This is a genomic window from Rhizomonospora bruguierae, from assembly GCF_018397995.1.
Lineage (GTDB): Bacteria > Actinomycetota > Actinomycetes > Mycobacteriales > Micromonosporaceae > Rhizomonospora > Rhizomonospora bruguierae.
The window spans coordinates 59,666-75,602 of the sequence record NZ_BBQH01000029.1; the positions used below are offsets into that span (position 1 = coordinate 59,666).

Sequence of the window (15,937 nt, forward strand, 5' to 3'; positions counted from 1 at the left end):
CGCTCGGCGGCGCGGCCCGGTACGCGGCCGCCGCCCGTCAGCTCCGGCTGTCGCCAAGCAGGGACGGACCCCGGCGATACTCGCTGGAGGCCCGGACGCGCAGTTGGGGGGTGAAGACCTCCGACTCGATGGGGCGGCCCTCGATCAGGTCGATCAGCGACTCCACGGCGCGGGTGCCCATGGCCGTCAGCGGAATGGAGACGCTCGTCAGGGGTACCCACAGGGCCTCACCGATGCGGGTGTCGTTGTACCCGACGATGGCGACATCCTCGGGTACGCGCAGGCCGAGATCGCGGGCCGCCGCCATCAGCCCGATCGCGATGTAGTCGTTGGCGGCGAAGATCGCGGTAGGAGCGCCGGCGCGGGTCAGCAACGCCCGCCCCGATTCGATGCCGCTGTCGATCCCCAGCTCGGAATCGAGGATCAGGCTCCCGTCCTCCGCGATGCCGGCACTGTTCAGCGCCCGCAGGTAACCGGCACGACGGTCCGCGGCCGTGGAGGTTCCCCGGATTCCGGCGACGTGCGCGATGCGGTGGTGCCCGCGCTCCAGCAGGTGACGGGTGGCCAGGTAGGCCCCCAGCTCATCGTCGGCCCGGTAGCACGGATGGGTACCGTTGCCCCGGTTCAGCAGCACGAACGCCATGTTGCGCTCGGTGAGGTCGTCGATGGTCGGGTCGTTCAGGTGCGCGGTCGCCACGATGAGGCCGTCGACGCGGCGTTCCCTGAGTACGCGCAGGCCGTTCCTTGTCCGGGCCGGATCGTCCCCGGTGCTCACCGTGATCGCCTGGTACCCCAGGCGGAGCGCCGTGGACTCGGCCGCTTCGAATATGACGGTCAACACGTTGTCCACGAGGCGCGGGATCACCAGGCCGAGCGTTCTCGTTCGGTTCGTCCGCAGGCTCCGGGCCCAGGGATTGGGGTCGTAGCCCAGTTTCCGGGCGATCGCCCGCACCTTCTCCACCGTTTCGGCGCTGACCGGGCGGGTGGGATTCGGGTCCAATGCCCGCGATACCGTCGACACGTGGACATTCGCCTGTTCGGCGATGCTCTGCAGGGTCACATGGCTCTGGCCGTGCTGTCCCGGGGTGTTCGCGGTCGTTGCCATGCTCTCAGTCGTGCCCTTTCCGAGCCTGACGATCATGGACTTGTCCTGATGGATACGTTCCCACTCAGCCGTCACCGTAGGATAGCCAGGTTCATTGGCGAGATGAATCGCGGGACGCGGGGCGCCAAGCCCATGCAAGCGGGGGAACCAGCGGGAGCGCCGCTATGAGGTGCGCTTGGTTCGGGGGCTGGGCGTGCGCCGGGCCGGGGTGGCCGGATGGGGAGCCACCTGGGGGCCGCGCGCCCGGGCCGCGCACAGCTCGGCGAGCCGGTCGTATGCCGCCTGGCCGATGAGGGCGGCCAGCTCCGGGCCGTACGAGACGTACATGGGTTCGCGGCCCACGTGCGCCTCCGGGGAGGAGGTGCACCACCAGTCGAGGTCGTGGCCGCCGGCGCCCCAGCCGCGGCGGTCGAACTCGGTGACGGTGGAGACGAGAACCTTGGTGCCGTCCGGGCGCTTCACCCAGTCCTGCTCCCGGCGGATGGGCAGCTGCCAGCAGACGTCCGGCTTGTACTCCAACGGGTGTACGCCGTCGCGGAGCGCCTGGGCGTGCAGGGCGCAGCCGCCGCCACCGGGGAAGTCGGCGTCGTTGAGGAACACGCACGGGCCGTCGGGACGCTGGGTGGCGGTGCGCCGGGCCGGGCTCTTGCCGTCGATGGTGTCCATCTCGGTGTACTGCTTGAAGCCGCGCCGGTGGTGCTGCCAGGTCTCGGGGGTGAGCCGCTTCGCGGCGGCGCGGACCCGGTTCTCGTCGTCCGCGTCGGTGAAGAAGGCGCCGTGCGAGCAGCAGCCGTCGGCCGCCCGGCCGGCGATGATGCCGTGGCAGCCGCGGCCGAAGACACACGTCCAGCGGGACAGCAGCCAGGTCAGGTCGGCGCGGATGACGTGCTCCGCGTCGTCCGGGTCGGGAAACTCGATCCACTCCCGGGGGAAGTCCAGATCGACCTCGCGCGACCGTGGATCGTCCGGAACGTCGACCAGTACGCGCAGCTTGTTACCGCTTGCCACCCGGTCAGCGTACGCCGTGAACCGCGCCGGACCCCGTTTCCGGCCGGCGCGGACACCGTGTCGGTACCGATCGCCGCACGCGGAGCCGGCACCGGGCGGGCCGGGGGCCAGACCTTAAGGTCGACGGCATGCGACTGGGCGTGCTGGACGTCGGCTCGAACACGGTGCACCTGCTGGTGGTGGACGCGCACCGCGGCGCCCACCCGTGGCCGGCGCACTCGGAGAAGGCGGCGCCGCGGCTGGCCGAGCAGATCGGCCCGGACGGCGCGCTGACCCCGGCCGGCGCGGACGCCCTGGTCGGGGCGGTCGCCGACGGCCGGGCGGCCGCGGTGCGGCTGGAGACCGAGGACCTGCTGGCGTTCGCCACGTCGGCGGTCCGGGACGCGACGAACGCGTCGCGGGTGCTCGTCCGGGTCCGCGAGGAGACGGGCGTGGACCTGCGGGTGCTCTCCGGCGAGGACGAGGCGCGGACGACGTTCCTCGCGGTGCGCCGCTGGTTCGGCTGGTCGGCCGGGCGGCTGCTGGTGGTGGACATCGGCGGCGGCTCGCTGGAACTGGCGGCCGGCGTCGACGAGCAGCCGGACCTGGCGCTGTCGCTGCCGCTGGGCGCGGGCCGGCTGACCCGCCGGTTCCTGGGGGTGGACGTGGACGCGACGGCGCCGCCGGCCGCGTACGCGGTGGACGAGTTGCGCGAGTACGTGGAGTCCCGGCTGGCGGGCGCGGTGGAGAAGTTGCGCGGCGCCGGGTGGGACCGGCCCGTGGTCACCTCGAAGACGTTCCGCACGCTGGCCCGGCTGGCGGGCGCGGCCCCGTCGGGCGCGGGGCTGTGGGCGCCGCGGCGGCTGACCCTCACCGGGCTGCGCCAGGTGCTCGGGTTCATCCGGCTGATCCCGCCGGCGGCGTTGGCCGAGTTGGAGGGGGTCAGCGCGGCGCGGGCGCACCAGGTGCTGGCCGGCGCGGTGGTGGCCGAGGTAGCGATGCGCCGGCTGGGTGTGGAGGAGGTCGAACTGTGCCCCTGGGCGCTGCGCGAGGGGGTGATCCTGCGCCGCCTGGACCAGCTGGAAGCCGTCCCGGTTTGACCCGTTTGGCCCCCTCGGCGCGGCGGGGTTGCCGGCGCACTGGCGTTACGCTGGCAACCGTGACAACCGGCGTTCCCGTACTCCTGTCCAGCTCCTCGGTGTTCCCGGAGCCGACGGCCGCCGCGTTTCAGATGGCGGCCAGCCTCGGCTACGACGGCCTGGAGGTGATGGTCTGGACGGACGCGGTCAGCCAGGATTTCGGCGCCCTGCGCGGGCTGGCGGAGCACTACGGCCTGCCGGTGCGTTCGGTGCACGCGCCCTGCCTGCTGGTCACGCAGCGGGTGTGGAGCGCCGACCCGTGGGAGCGGCTGCGCCGCTCCGCCGAGCTGGCCACCGCCCTGGCGGCGCCCACCGTGGTGGTGCACCCACCGTTCACCTGGCAGCGGGAGTACGCCCGCACCTTCGAGGCGGGCCTGCGCCGGCTGCGCAGCCGGTACCCGTCGGTGTCGTTCGCGATCGAGAACATGTACCCGGTGCGGATGGCCGGCCGGGAGTTCGTGCCCTACGCCCCGGGCTGGGACCCGACCCGCGCCGGGTACGACGCCTACACGCTGGACCTGTCCCACTGCGCCGCCGCCCGGGGCGACTCCCTGGCGATGGCGGCGGCGATGGGTGACAAGCTGGCCCACGTGCACCTCGGTGACGGCACCGGCGAGGGGCGCGACGAGCACCTGGTGCCCGGGCGGGGCAGTCAGCCGTGCGTGGAACTGCTCTCCTCGCTGGCCGGGCGCGGCTTCACCGGCTCGGTCGCGGTCGAGGTGGCGACCCGGGGCGCCAAGAGCCGCGACGTGCGCGAGGCGGACCTCGCCGAGGCGCTGGCGTTCGCCCGCCGGTACCTGAAGGCGCCGACCGGGGCGAACGTCTAGGCGCTGGCCGGGGTGAGCGCGTCAGCGGCCCGCTTGCGGGCCCGGTGCGCGGCCACGTGGGAGCGGGTGGCGCACCGCTCGGAGCAGAACCGCCGGCAGTTGTTGGACGAGGTGTCCAGGTAGACGTTGCCGCAGCGGTCGTCGGCGCAGATGCCGAACCGGGCGCTGCCGTACGAGCACAGCCACACCGACAGCCCCCAGACCGCGCCGGCCAGGTACTCGGCGCTGACCGAGGAGCCGCGGCTGGTGACGTGCATGTGCCAGTCGCTGGCGTCGTGGCCGGAGATCCGCGGCTGCACCGGGAACGCCTCCAGCAGCGCGTTCAGCTCGATGACCGCCTCGGCGTCGCGCCCGGAGGTGCCCAGTTCGAAGACGTCCCGCAGCCGCTTCTGGGCCCGCCGGAACAGGGTGACGTCCCGGTCGGTCACCTCGTCGTGCATCCAGGTGCTCTCCGCCTCCAGCAGCACCCGCAGGTCGGCCAGGCTGGCCAGCGGCGCGTTGACGACCTGCACCGCGGTCCGTGCGTAGGCATCGAAGTCCACCCGACAACGGTAGACGACCCGGGGCGGGGCGGGGCACCGGCGGGTAATCCGACCGCGACCAACCGTAGGCGTGAGTGGATCTTCTCTTCCGGCGCCCCCGGCGCGACCGCCCGGGCGCGGCGTTACGCTCGCGGCATGCTGCGTTCGGTGATCCTCGCCGCGTCCCGGTCAGCCCGGTTGGCGCGGCTCGTTGAGACGACCCCGGTCAGCCGGTCGGTCGTCCGCCGGTTCGTCGCCGGCACGGCCACGGACGACGCGCTGCGCGTGACCCGCCAGCTTGTCTCCGACGGCCTCGAGGTCACCCTCGACCACCTGGGGGAGGACACGCTCACCGCCGAGCAGGCGCAGGCCACCCGCGACGAGTACGTTCGGCTGCTCGGCGCGCTGGAGGGGGCCGGGCTCGGCCGCTGCGCGGAGGTCAGCGCGAAGCTCTCGGCGCTCGGCCAGAAGATCGACGTGCGGCTGGCCGTCGAGCACGCCCGCGCCATCTGCGTCGCGGCCGCCGCGGCCGGCACCACGGTCACGCTGGACATGGAGGACCACACCACCACCGACTCCACCCTGGAGATCCTCGCCGACCTGCGCAAGGACCATCCGGACACGGGCGCGGTGCTCCAGGCGTACCTGCGCCGCACCGAGGCGGACTGCCGGGAGCTGGCGACGGCGGGCTCGCGGGTCCGGCTGTGCAAGGGCGCGTACGACGAGCCGGAGTCGGTGGCGTACCAGTCGGCGTTGGACGTCGACAAGTCCTACGTGCGGTGCATGAACATCCTGATGTCCGGCGAGGGCTATCCGATGATCGCCACGCATGATCCGCGGCTGATCGCGATCGCCGAGGACCGGGCCCGCTGGTTCGACCGGGCGCCGAACGAGTTCGAGTTCCAGATGCTGTACGGGGTGCGCCCGGACGAGCAGCGGCGGCTCGCCGGCGACGGGTACCAGATGCGGGTCTACGTGCCGTACGGCACCGAGTGGTACGGGTACCTGATGCGCCGGCTGGCCGAGCGTCCCGCGAACGTGGCGTTCTTCGCCCGCGCCCTCGGGTCGCGCAAGTAGGGCCCCCAGCCGCGCGAGTAGGGCCAACCGTCGGGGTCGGCTGAACGGCGGATCGCGCGCCGGCCGTCCGGGCCTTACTGTCCCGGTTCGTGGCGTACGGGGAGTCTGACCAGCCGGGGCATGATCCGTCCGATCTACCGTCGGGCCCCTCGCAACCCGCGCCCGTGGACGCCCCGTCCCGCCCCTACTACGACACCCCGCATGCGCTGGGTGCCCCGCATGCGCTGGGTGCCCCGCATGCGCTGGGTGCCCCGCACGCGGCGGGCGGGTACCGCCCGCCTGCGCAGTACCAGCCGCCGGGGGAGCAGTGGCCAGGCTATGCGCCACCCGGGGCGCCCACCTGGCCCCCGCCGCCGGCGCCGTATCCAGGCAACCCGTACCCCGGGGCCCAATACCCCGGGGCCGCGTACCCCGGGTCCGCGTATCCGGGAGCCGCGTATCCGGGGGGCTGGCCGGCTCCGGCGCCCGCCCGGCGGCGCCGGACGCTGCCCATCGTGCTGTCCGTGGTCGCCGCGCTGCTGATCTGCACGACCCCGCTGGCGGTGCTGGTGAGGGTGGCCGCGACCCGGGCCGGCGCCACCGGCACCGGCCCCGGGGGCGGCGGCGCGCGGGGCGGCGGCGTCGAGGGCGTCATCACCGACCGGCTCACCGCCCAGTCCGAGGCCCTGATCAAGGGCGACGAGGCCGCCTACCTCGGCGTCGCCGAGCCCACCGCCACCAAGCTGCGGGACGAACTGCGCCTGCGGTACGGGTCGCTGCGCGCCCTGAAGGTGGCCTCGTTCACCCAGAGCGTGGACTCGCTGCACGCCCTCGACGACGCGCGCTCCCGCTGGGAGGCGGACGTCAACGTCTCCCTCTGCTTCGTCGCGCCCGGCTGCTCCCCGCAGCGCATCCAGGTGACCACCCGCTGGTCGACCGCCGGCGACCGGGCCCTGATGACCGCCCTGGACGACTCCGGCCGGGCGTCCAACGGTCCCCGCCCGTGGGAGATGTCCGCGCTGAGCGCCCGCAGCGGCCAACGGACGCTGATCGCCGCGAGCCGCTCGTTCGCCGGGCGGCTGCCGAAGCTCCAGGCGGTGGCGGAGCAGGCCGCCGCGGTCGCCGACCGGTTCGTCATCGGCAAGCGCCCCGACCGGTACGTGATCTTCTTCGGCACCTCCCGGGAGGTCGAGAGCTGGTACGGGGGCGACGTGCCGAAGTGGTCCATCGGCTACGCGCTGCCCTCCGGCCCGCAGACCCTGGACGTGGCGGTCCGGCTGGACGACATCGACAACGACTTCGTGGACGACGTGCTGCGCCACGAGTTGACCCACGTGGCCACCCTCAGCGGCGGCGCCACCGGCACGTCGGGCTACTTCTGGCTGGTGGAGGGGATCGCCGAGTACGCGATGGAGGAGGGCCGGCCGGTCACCAAGTACCCGGACCTGGAGGCGGTGCACCGGTACCTGCGGGACAAGGGCTGGGACGGCAAGCTGGACCGCGTCGAGCCAACGGCGAACACCCCCGAGTCGCAGGTCGCCGCGTTCTACGGCATCGGGTACCTGGCCAGCCGCCGGCTAGGCGACCGGTACGGGCGGGAGAAGCTGCTGGAGTTCTTCCGCCTGGTGATCCACGAGGACAAGCCGGCGGACGCGGCGTCCCGTGCGGCGTTCGGTGCGCCCTGGTCCACGGTGAGCGCCGACTGCGTCGACTACGTCAAGCGCGTCGCCGCCTGACGCGGCGGTATCGGGTAGCGGGCGTGCCGGTGGGGACGGTGCGCGCGCCGGGTGCGGGCATAGCATGACCCCGTGCGCCCCACCTCCCGGCCGCGCGGCGCGCGGACCTTCACGCTGTTCGCCGTCTGCCTGCTCGCCCTCGGGACCACCGCGGCGTCGTGTGGCGACCAGCCGTCGGGCGTCTCGGTCGGCGCGGTGCAGCGCGGCGCGGTCGCGGAGATCGTGGACGCGCCGGCCTCGGTGACCGCGCGGGCGGCGGCGACGCTGACCGCACCGGCCGAGGGGACGCTGCGCTCGCTCCCGGTCGGCCCCGGGGACCGGGTCCGCGCCGGCCAGATCGTCGCGGTGATCGACTCGCCGCCGGCCCGGGAGCGGCTGGCGCAGGCAAGCAAGGCGTTGGCGGCGGCGAAGCGGGCGTCCGGTGGCGTCGGCGGCGTGAACCTGACCGGCGCGAGCCGCCGCACCGACCGGGCGGCGCAGGAGGCGTTCGAGGCGGCGCGCGCGGCGGCGGGCCGCATCGCCGACCCGGCCACTCGGGAGGCGCTGCTGAAGCAGGTGACGGTCGCCGAGCGGCAGTACGACGCCGCGGCCAGGGCGGCCGACGAGGCGATCCGGGCGGTGCAGCGCGGGGTCGCGGGCCTCTCGTCGGCGGTGGGCGCGCTCGGCGCCGCCCAGCGGATGCAGGCGCAGCAGGCGTACGACCTGGCGAAGTCCACGGTGGACGCGCTGACGCTGCGCGCGCCGATCGCGGGCGTCGTCCAGCTCGGCGGGGTGACCGGCGGCGCGCAGACCTCGCTCTCCGACCTGCTGAACGCGGCCGGCGCTGGCGGCGCGGTCCCCGGTCCGGCCCCGGCCGCGGCCGGCGGGGCGAGCGGCGGCGCGCCCCTGCCGGGCGTGGACGGCGCGGTGCCGGTGGGCGGCCAGGTCGGCGCCGGCACGGCGGTACTGACCATCGTGGACACCCGGGAGCTGGGTCTGCTCGCCGAGGTGGACGAGACCGACGTGCTCCTGGTCACGCCCGGCGCCACCGGGACGGTGGAACTGGACGCGGCCACCGGGGCCACGTACGAGACCCGGGTGCGCGCGGTGGACGTCCTGCCCACCCAGTCCAGCCGGGGCGGTGTGGCGTACAAGGTGCGGCTGACCCTGGGCCCCGGAAAGTACCCGGACGGCCGGGCCGCGCCGACGCCCCGGCCCGGCATGAGCGCGGTGGCGCACCTGCGGGTGCGCGAGGCGGCGGACGCGGTGACCGTGCCGGCCGCGGCGGTGTTCAGCGCGGACGGCGGCGACGCGGTGTGGGCGGTCCGGGACGGCCGGGCGACCCGGGTGCCCGTCACGGTGGGCGTGCAGGGGCAGGACGTGGTCCAGATCCTCGCCGGGCTGGGCGCCGGCGAGCGGGTCGTGGTGCGCGGCGCCGACCAGGTGCGCGACGGCCAGTCCCTGTCATGACGGCGGCGATCGAGGCGACCGGCGTCACCCGCACCTACGAGCTTGACGGGGTGCGCGTTCCCGCCCTGCGCGGGGTGTCGCTGACCGTTCCGGAAGGCGACTACGTGGCCCTGGTCGGGCCGTCCGGCTCCGGCAAGTCCACGCTGATGCACCTGCTCGGCGGCCTGGACCGGCCGACCAGCGGCCGACTGGTGATCGGTGGCCGGGACGTCTCCCGGCTGGACCCGGCCGACCTGGCCCGGCTGCGCAACGAGACCATCGGCTTCGTCTTCCAGGCGTTCCACCTGCTCCCGCGCACCTCGGCGGTGGACAACGTGGCGCTGCCGCTGGTGTACCGGGGGCTGGGTGCCCGGCAGCGCCGCGCCCGGGCGGCGGCGATGCTGGAGCGGGTCGGGCTCGGCCACCGGCTGGGACACCGCCCGAACCAGCTGTCCGGTGGCGAGCAGCAGCGGGTGGCGATCGCCCGCGCGCTGGTCACCGACCCGGCGGTGCTGCTCGCGGACGAGCCGACCGGCAACCTGGACTCGGCCACCGGCCAGTCGGTGCTGGCGCTGCTGGAGGCGCTGAACGCCGACTCGGGGGTGGCGGTCGTGCTGGTCACGCACGACCGGGAGGTGGCCGCCCGGGCCCGCCGCCAGATCGTCCTGCGGGACGGCGTGATCGTATGAGGCTGGCCGAGGCGTGGCGGGTCGCGCTGGACGCGCTGCGGGCGAACCGGCTGCGCAGCCTGCTCACCATGCTCGGCGTGGTGATCGGCGTGGCGGCGGTCGTGGTCCTGGTGGCGATCGGCACCGGGACCAAGCGGAAGGTGGAGAGCCAGGTCGAGGGGCTCGGCTCGAACCTGCTGATCGTGGTGCCCGGCCAGGTGACCCTCGGGTCGGCGCCGTCGGTCTCCCGCCTCTCGCTCGCCGACGTGGACGCCGTCTCGCGGGTGGTCGGGGACCGCAGCCGGGTGGCGGTCACGGTCGCGAGCGGCGAACTGGTCCGGGCCGGCAACCGGGAGCGCTTCGCCACCGTGCAGGGGGTGCTGGAGACCACCCCGGCGGTGTTCGTCCGCTCGCTCGGCCGCGGCTCTTACCTGACCCGGTCGGATGTGGACACCGGCCGCCGGGTCGCCGTGCTCGGCGCCGGTGTCGCCCGCGCGGTGTTCGGCGACCGGGACCCGATCGGCCAGCAGGTCACCATCGCCGGCGTCCGGTTCCGGGTGATCGGTGTGTTCGCCCCACTGGGGCAGAGCCTGGGCGTGGACCGGGACGGCGAGGTGCACATCCCGGTCACCACCGCGCACCGGCTGTTCGGCACCACCCGCATCGACGGCATCGCGATCAAGGCGCCGGACCGGGAACGCATCAACCAACTGGGTGACCAGGTCGTCGCCACGCTGCGGGACCGGCACCCGGAGACCGAGTTCAGCGCGGTCACCCAGGAGCAGATCCTCGGCGTGCTCGGTGACATCCTCGGCGTGCTGACCGGGGTGCTGGCCGCCATCGCGGGCATCTCGCTGCTGGTCGGCGGCGTCGGCGTCTCCAACATCATGCTGGTCTCGGTCCGCGAGCGGACCCGCGAGATCGGCCTGCGCAAGGCGGTCGGCGCCCGGCCGCGCGACATCGGGGTGCAGTTTCTGCTTGAGGCGGTGCTGCTGACCTCGATCGGCGGGGCGGCCGGGATGGCGCTGGGGGTGGGCACCGCCCTGGTCGTCCAGGCCCTCTCGCCGATCCCGGCGGCGATCACCTGGTGGTCCCTGGCCCTGGCCTTCGGCGTTTCGGCCGCCGTCGGCATCGTCTTCGGGGTGGTACCCGCCCAGCGCGCCGGCCGGCTCGACCCGGTGGTCGCGCTGCGCAGCGAATGACCGGCCTACCGCCCCGACACGCCCCGTCTGCTGCACCCCCTTTTGGGGTCAAGTGTGGTAAACGCCCCCCGGCGCGCTCAGTCGTCCCGCTACGGTACTGGCAACACACACGCGCGTTCGCGCGGCTTAGAACGCCGCGAACCCGGTCCGCACGCGCAACAGCAGAATGGGTTGGTGCAACCATGACCGGAACACCCGGGGACACCCGGCTCGGTGAGGTCAGGTTCCTCACCGTCGGCGAGGTGGCGACGCTGATGCGGGTGTCGAAGATGACCGTCTACCGGCTCGTCCACTCCGGTGAGCTCACGGCCGTACGGGTAGGACGGTCCTTCCGGGTGCCGGAGCACGCGGTACACACGTATCTGCGGCAGGCGTTTCCCGAATCCGCGTGACCGTGACGGCACGTCCGCATGACGCGCCGGTGAGCCGACCCCGGCGAGCCGGCTGACCCTCCCGAGCACCTCGGTTTCCGCTCGACCGGGCCGGGCGGTTACCCTGGACGGCGACCGCGACCCGCGCGCCTCACGCGCGTGAGCAGGTCGCGAACCGCCGTTCATGATCGGGCCCGCCGCCGCGCGCCCGGGACACGTAGCAATCGAGAGGGCTGCCGTATGGGCTCCGTGGTCAAGAAGCGCCGCAAGCGTATGGCGAAGAAGAAGCACCGCAAGCTGCTGCGCAAGACCCGCGTCCAGCGTCGCCGCCTCGGCAAGTGATCCGGCCGCCCGGGTCGATCGGCCCGGGCGGTACACCGCGAATCGAAAGAGGGCGTCTCGTGCCCGCCGGCTCCGGTAGCGCCGCGCGCGGTGCGCCGGGTGGCGTGCCGCGGGTCGTCGTTGTCACCGGTGTGAGCCGGTTCATCGGCGCCCACGTCGCCGCCCGGCTCGCCGTCGATCCCCGGGTGGCCCGGGTGATCGGTCTGGACGCCGCCGCGCCCCCGCCCGACCTGGCGGCCCTGCTCGGGGACGTCGATGTGATCCGGGTCGACCCGGGCAGCGGCACGTCCGTGCTCGCCGACCTGGGCGCGGAGGCGGTCGTGCACCTGGCGGTCGCGGCCCAGGCCGACCCCGGGGCCGGCGGCCGGGCGGTGCAGAAGGAACTGAACGTCATCGGCACCATGCAGGTGCTCGCCGCCTGCCAGCAGGCGGCCCGGCTGCGCAAGCTGGTGCTGCGCTCGTCCACGGCCGCGTACGGCGCGTCGTTCCGCGACCCGGCGGTGTTCACCGAGGAGACCGAGCCGCGCGAGCTTCCCCGCGGCGGCTTCGCCCGGGACATCCTGGACATCGAGGGGTACCTGCGCGGCTTCCGGCGCCGCCGGCCGGACGTGACCGCCACCGTGCTGCGCTTCGCGCCGCTGATCGGCCCCCGGGCCGACACCACGCTGAGCCGGTACTTCTCCCGGCCGGTGGTGCCCACCGTCCTCGGCCGGGACCCGAGGCTGCAGTTCGTGCACAGCGACGACGCCCTTGAGGTGCTGCACCGGGCGGTCATCGAGGAGCACCCGGGCACCTTCAACGTCGCCGGGGCCGGCGTGCTCACCCTCTCCCAGGCGATCCGCCGGGCCGGCCGGCTGGCGATGCCGGTGATCGAGCCGGGCCTGTCCGCCACCGCCGCGCTCGGGGCGAACGTCGGCCTGCGCAGCTTCGGCCTCGACCAGTTGGACCTGTTCGTGCACGGCCGAGTGGTGGACACCACCCGCCTGGTCACCGAGTTCGGCTTCACCCCGCGGACCACGGCCGAGGCGTTCGACGAGTTCATCCGCGGCCAGGGCGAGGCAACCCGGGTGCTGGACACCGAGCGGCTGGCCCGCGCCGAGCAGGCGGTCCTGGCCGGCATCCGCCAGGTCCGCGAGGCGGTGCGGGAGCACGCCGGCCAGGACCGCGAGTCGGCGCGGGAGCGCGCCCGCCAGGTCCGCGGGGCGGCGCGGGAGCACCCGGGCCAGGTCCGCGCGGGGCGGGAGGGCTCATGAGCGCCGGCGGGTTCGCGGTGCCGCCGCCGGAGGACGCCGGCGACCTGGAGCGCCCGGCGCGCCGCAACGGCCACCCGGTGCCGCCGCCCGCCGAGCCCGCCGTGCCGGACCGCCCCGGCGACGCGTGGGACCGGCGGGTCGCCGCCGGCCTGGCGTTCCTGCGCCAGCGCCTGTCCGGCCAGTACGAGGTCGACGAGTTCGGCTTCGACCGGGAACTGACCGAGCGGGTGTTCCAGCCGGCGCTGAGCCGGATCTTCCACGGCTGGTTCCGTACCGAGGTCACCGGCGCCGCGCACCTGCCCGCCGGGGGCCCCGCGCTGATCGTGGGCAACCACAGCGGCACCCTCGCCCTGGACGCGCTGATGCTCTCGGTCGCCGTGCACGAGCACACGGACCCGGGGCGGCACCTGCGGCTGCTCGGCGCGGACCTGGTGTTCCGGATGCCGTTCGTCTCCGAACTGGCCCGCAAGTCCGGCGGCACCGTCGCCTGCAACCCGGACGCCGAGCGGCTGATGTGCGGCGGCGAACTGGTCGGCGTGTTCCCCGAGGGCTTCAAGGGCGTCGGGAAGCACTTCTCCCAGCGGTACAAGCTCCAGCGCTTCGGCCGGGGCGGCTTCGTCTCGGCGGCCCTGCGCACCGGCACGCCGATCATTCCGGCCGCCATCGTCGGCGCCGAGGAGATCTACCCGATGCTGGCCGACATCAAGCCGCTGGCCCGCCTGCTCGGCGCCCCGTACTTCCCGGTCACCCCGACGTTCCCCGCGCTCGGCCCGCTCGGGCTGATCCCGCTGCCGAGCAAGTGGCTGATCGAGTTCGGCGAGCCCATCCGCACCGCCGACCTGGTCGACTCGGCCGACGACCCGCTGGTCGTCTTCAACCTGGCCGACCAGGTCCGGGAGACCATCCAGCAGACCCTGCACCGGCTCCTGGAGCGCCGCCCGGACCCGTTCGCCAAGTAGGTCGGGCTGGCCAGGTAGGTCAGGCCGGTGGGGTGCGGCGGCGGCGCAGGGCGAGGCCGGCGAGGACGGCGCCGGTGAGGGCGCCGGCGGCCAGGGCGGTCGGGGCGGCGACCTTGGCGGCCTTGCGGCCGGTGCGGAAGTCGCGGACCTCCCACCCCCGCTCGCGCGCCTCGCGGCGCAGGCCGGCGTCCGGGTTCACGGCGACGGCGTGCCCGACGGCGGAGAGCATGGGCAGGTCGTTGCTGGAGTCGCTGTACGCGGTGCAGCGGGCGAGGTCCAGGCCCTCGGCGACGGCGAGCTGGCGGATCGCGTCGGCCTTGGCGGGGCCGTGCATGAGGTCGCCGGCCAGACGGCCGGTGTAGACGCCGTCGCGGACCTCGGCGACGGTGCCGAGCGCACCGGTCAGGTCGAGGCGCTGGGCGATCACCCGGCCGAGTTCGACCGGGGCGGCGGTGACCAGCCAGACCCGCTGGCCGGCGTCCAGGTGGAGCTGGGCGAGGGCGCGGGTGCCGGACCAGATGCGCTCGGCCATCAGCTCGTCGAAGATCTCCTCGCTGAGCCGTTCCAGGTCGGCCACCTGCCAGCCCTCGACGAAGGCGAGCGCCGCCTCCCGGGCGCTGGTCATGTGGCCGGAGTGCTCGGCGGCGACCACCCGGAACCGCAGCTGCTGCCAGCCGAAGCGGAGCAGGTCACCGGTGGTGAAGTAGTTGCGGGCGGCCAGGCCGCGGGCCAGCCAGTAGATCGACGCGCCCTGCATCATGGTGTTGTCGACATCGAAGAACGCGGCGGTCGAGGTGTCCGGCGGGAGCTTCAGGGCGGCCTCGAAGTCGCGGGCCGCCTCGGTGGTGGCCCAGCCGGCGGTGTGCCCCTCGGCGTCGGTCTGGACGGTCAGCGACCGCCCCGCCGGCTGCCTGCGGCTAAGGGCCACGCCGAACCTCCTCTCTCCGGCACCGCCCCGGCGGCGCCCCCGTCTGACGAAGCGTATCCGTGTCGGACGAGCGCCGCCGAAGATCGACTCCCCCACGCGCGAGGGGCCCGGCGCGTCGCCGGGCCCCGAGTACTCGCGTACCTCAGCCGCCGCCGAGCAGGTCGCCCAGGATGCGGCCGACCTGGTCGAGCAGCCCCCCGCCGCTGGATCCGGTGGGTGACTCGCTGGGCTCCACCGGGGATTCGGTGGCGGTGGCACCGACGGTCGGCGAGGCGCTGCCCTGGGTGGGTGTGCCCGGGGCGGACGTCCGCTCGGGCTGGGTGCCCCCGCGGGACTCCTCGGCGGGCGGCTGTACGCCCTGCCGACCCGGGGCGTTGGTGGGGGAGCTGTCCCGGTCCGAAGCGACGACGCCGCAGGTGCGTGGCAGCGGGCCGAGCGAGTCGGTGTTGGCGTCGGGGCTGGCCCCGCAGGCCAGCGTGCGGCGCAGCGCGTCGACCCGGACCCGGACGTCCTCCAGCAGGGTGCGGGACTCGATCGCCCGCTGGCGATCCTCGCCGTCGGCGCGGGTGACGAGCTTCGCCACGCCGGCCTGCTGGCCGGTGAGGAACGCGTCGAGGGACCGCAGCGGCCCGTCGTCCCGCCGGGAGGCGGCGGCCGTGGTGAGCAGCTTCACCCCGGAGCGGGTGTCCGAGTCCATGTCGGCGAGCAGGGTGGGCAGCGTGGCGCCGGCGGTGTTCGCCGCGCTGGCCTCGGTCAGCCGGGTGCGGGCGAAGTCCAGGTGGAGTTGGCCGCGGTTGACGTCGGAGCTGGCCAGCGCGAGCTGGGCCCGCTCGGTGCTCCGCTTGACCCCGTACAGGGCGTCGCCGGGCTGGGCGTCCTCGCTGGCGGTGGAGATGCCGGAGACGGCGATGGCGCCGACCGCGACGCCGGCGAGGATCGCCCCCCGGGTCCGCAGTCGCCGCCCGCGCACGGACAGCCCGCCGCCCTCGACGGTCCGCTGACCGGCCCGGGGGCCGAACCGGGCCAGGGCGGAGACGCTGGCGGCCTTGGTGGCCGGCTCGGGCTCGGCGGCCACGGCGGTCACGCCGATGCCGTCACGCTCCGCGGTGGCCAGCAGCATGGCCCGCAGGCCGGCCTTGAAATCCGGGTCGATCTCGGTGTCGACGGATGGGCGCAGCGCGGCGGTCCGGTGACTCAGGGTGACGAGCTGGCCGACTTCCGTATCGATCCGGGAGCGGGTGTGGTGACGGCGCCCGCCGTTGGCCTCGTCGAGCAGTTGCGCGAAGCGCTCGGCGCGCCAGCGGAAAAACGTCGCAGTAGTCACCGTGGGCACCCCCCTTCGCTGGTCACGACCCTCGGGTCGGCGACCGTTGGTCGCACCCGGACAAACGCCCGGTGGGGACGCCGGGTTACGG

General features: G+C 74.5%; 14 protein-coding genes and 2 pseudogenes. 11 read left to right on the forward strand and 5 right to left on the reverse strand.

The window, feature by feature from the left end; all coding sequences use genetic code 11:
- Positions 1–37 precede the first annotated feature (37 nt).
- Both KJS59_RS16580 and KJS59_RS16585 read right to left on the reverse strand, forming a co-directional pair.
- On the reverse strand, positions 38–1,243 hold the full coding sequence (locus KJS59_RS16580; protein WP_213453798.1) for a LacI family DNA-binding transcriptional regulator: 1,206 nt from the start codon (positions 1,241–1,243) through the stop codon (positions 38–40).
- 24 nt (positions 1,244–1,267) lie between these two features.
- Entirely contained in the window at positions 1,268–2,113 is an 846-nt protein-coding gene (locus KJS59_RS16585; protein ID WP_376771191.1) for a hypothetical protein, read from the reverse strand.
- Positions 2,114–2,241: 128 nt separating this feature from the next.
- Here KJS59_RS16585 and KJS59_RS16590 point away from each other — a divergent pair, with 128 nt between their 5' ends.
- Together KJS59_RS16590 and KJS59_RS16595 are read left to right on the forward strand one after the other, a co-directional pair.
- A complete protein-coding gene (locus KJS59_RS16590) occupies positions 2,242–3,192 on the forward strand; it encodes a Ppx/GppA phosphatase family protein (protein ID WP_213453799.1) in 951 nt (316 codons plus the stop codon).
- A 59-nt stretch (positions 3,193–3,251) separates the two neighbouring features.
- A complete protein-coding gene (locus tag KJS59_RS16595; protein WP_213453800.1) occupies positions 3,252–4,058 on the forward strand; it encodes a sugar phosphate isomerase/epimerase family protein in 807 nt (268 codons plus the stop codon).
- On the opposite strand, the gene KJS59_RS16600 is transcribed toward KJS59_RS16595, so the two are convergent.
- Positions 4,055–4,600 (reverse strand): CGNR zinc finger domain-containing protein, encoded by a 546-nt coding sequence (locus KJS59_RS16600; RefSeq protein WP_213453801.1) that lies wholly within the window; start codon positions 4,598–4,600, stop codon positions 4,055–4,057. The genes KJS59_RS16595 and KJS59_RS16600 overlap by 4 nt on opposite strands.
- Positions 4,601–4,735: 135 nt before the next feature.
- Between KJS59_RS16600 and KJS59_RS16605 the strand changes: the two genes are divergently transcribed.
- The 9 genes and pseudogenes from KJS59_RS16605 to KJS59_RS16645 all read left to right on the forward strand — a co-directional run bounded on the left by KJS59_RS16605 (position 4,736) and on the right by KJS59_RS16645 (position 13,594).
- Positions 4,736–5,656: a proline dehydrogenase family protein gene (locus tag KJS59_RS16605; protein WP_213453802.1), complete on the forward strand. Its 921-nt coding sequence runs from the start codon at positions 4,736–4,738 to the stop codon at positions 5,654–5,656.
- Positions 5,657–6,150: 494 nt separating this feature from the next.
- The gene (locus KJS59_RS16610) at positions 6,151–7,371 is read left to right on the forward strand and encodes a hypothetical protein (protein ID WP_213453803.1); all 1,221 of its coding nucleotides are present in this window, start codon (positions 6,151–6,153) and stop codon (positions 7,369–7,371) included.
- 72 nt (positions 7,372–7,443) lie between these two features.
- Entirely contained in the window at positions 7,444–8,820 is a 1,377-nt protein-coding gene (locus KJS59_RS16615; protein WP_213453804.1) for an efflux RND transporter periplasmic adaptor subunit, read from the forward strand.
- Positions 8,817–9,485, forward strand: a pseudogene (locus KJS59_RS16620) (ABC transporter ATP-binding protein); the annotation flags it as partial. The gene KJS59_RS16615 and the pseudogene KJS59_RS16620, both read left to right, overlap by 4 nt.
- Positions 9,485–10,669: an ABC transporter permease gene (locus tag KJS59_RS16625; protein WP_213453806.1), complete on the forward strand. Its 1,185-nt coding sequence runs from the start codon at positions 9,485–9,487 to the stop codon at positions 10,667–10,669. The pseudogene KJS59_RS16620 and the gene KJS59_RS16625, both read left to right, overlap by 1 nt.
- Before the next feature lie 182 nt (positions 10,670–10,851).
- The gene (locus tag KJS59_RS16630) at positions 10,852–11,061 is read left to right on the forward strand and encodes a helix-turn-helix domain-containing protein (protein WP_213453807.1); all 210 of its coding nucleotides are present in this window, start codon (positions 10,852–10,854) and stop codon (positions 11,059–11,061) included.
- A gap of 219 nt (positions 11,062–11,280) precedes the next feature.
- Complete coding sequence (locus KJS59_RS16635) at positions 11,281–11,382, forward strand: 30S ribosomal protein bS22 (RefSeq protein ID WP_007465623.1); 102 nt, start codon at positions 11,281–11,283, stop codon at positions 11,380–11,382.
- A gap of 59 nt (positions 11,383–11,441) precedes the next feature.
- A pseudogene (locus tag KJS59_RS16640) lies at positions 11,442–12,521 on the forward strand (NAD-dependent epimerase/dehydratase family protein); the annotation flags it as partial.
- Between the two features lie 110 nt (positions 12,522–12,631).
- Complete coding sequence (locus KJS59_RS16645) at positions 12,632–13,594, forward strand: lysophospholipid acyltransferase family protein (protein WP_213453809.1); 963 nt, start codon at positions 12,632–12,634, stop codon at positions 13,592–13,594.
- A 19-nt stretch (positions 13,595–13,613) separates the two neighbouring features.
- Here KJS59_RS16645 and KJS59_RS16650 read toward each other — a convergent pair whose 3' ends face one another.
- Positions 13,614–14,522 carry an HAD family hydrolase gene (locus tag KJS59_RS16650; protein WP_213453810.1) on the reverse strand — a complete coding sequence of 303 codons (909 nt, stop codon included), beginning with the start codon at positions 14,520–14,522 and terminating at the stop codon, positions 13,614–13,616.
- A gap of 142 nt (positions 14,523–14,664) precedes the next feature.
- On the reverse strand, positions 14,665–15,846 hold the full coding sequence (locus KJS59_RS16655; protein WP_249714297.1) for a DUF5667 domain-containing protein: 1,182 nt from the start codon (positions 15,844–15,846) through the stop codon (positions 14,665–14,667).
- Positions 15,847–15,937 lie beyond the last annotated feature (91 nt).

Coding starts and splice junctions, on each gene's coding strand:
- KJS59_RS16590 (WP_213453799.1), top strand. CDS start 2,242: ATGCGACTGGGCGTGCTGGACGTCGGCTCGAACACGGTGCACCTGCTG.
- KJS59_RS16605 (WP_213453802.1), top strand. CDS start 4,736: ATGCTGCGTTCGGTGATCCTCGCCGCGTCCCGGTCAGCCCGGTTGGCG.
- KJS59_RS16635 (WP_007465623.1), top strand. CDS start 11,281: ATGGGCTCCGTGGTCAAGAAGCGCCGCAAGCGTATGGCGAAGAAGAAG.
- KJS59_RS16625 (WP_213453806.1), top strand. CDS start 9,485: ATGAGGCTGGCCGAGGCGTGGCGGGTCGCGCTGGACGCGCTGCGGGCG.
- KJS59_RS16645 (WP_213453809.1), top strand. CDS start 12,632: ATGAGCGCCGGCGGGTTCGCGGTGCCGCCGCCGGAGGACGCCGGCGAC.
- KJS59_RS16630 (WP_213453807.1), top strand. CDS start 10,852: ATGACCGGAACACCCGGGGACACCCGGCTCGGTGAGGTCAGGTTCCTC.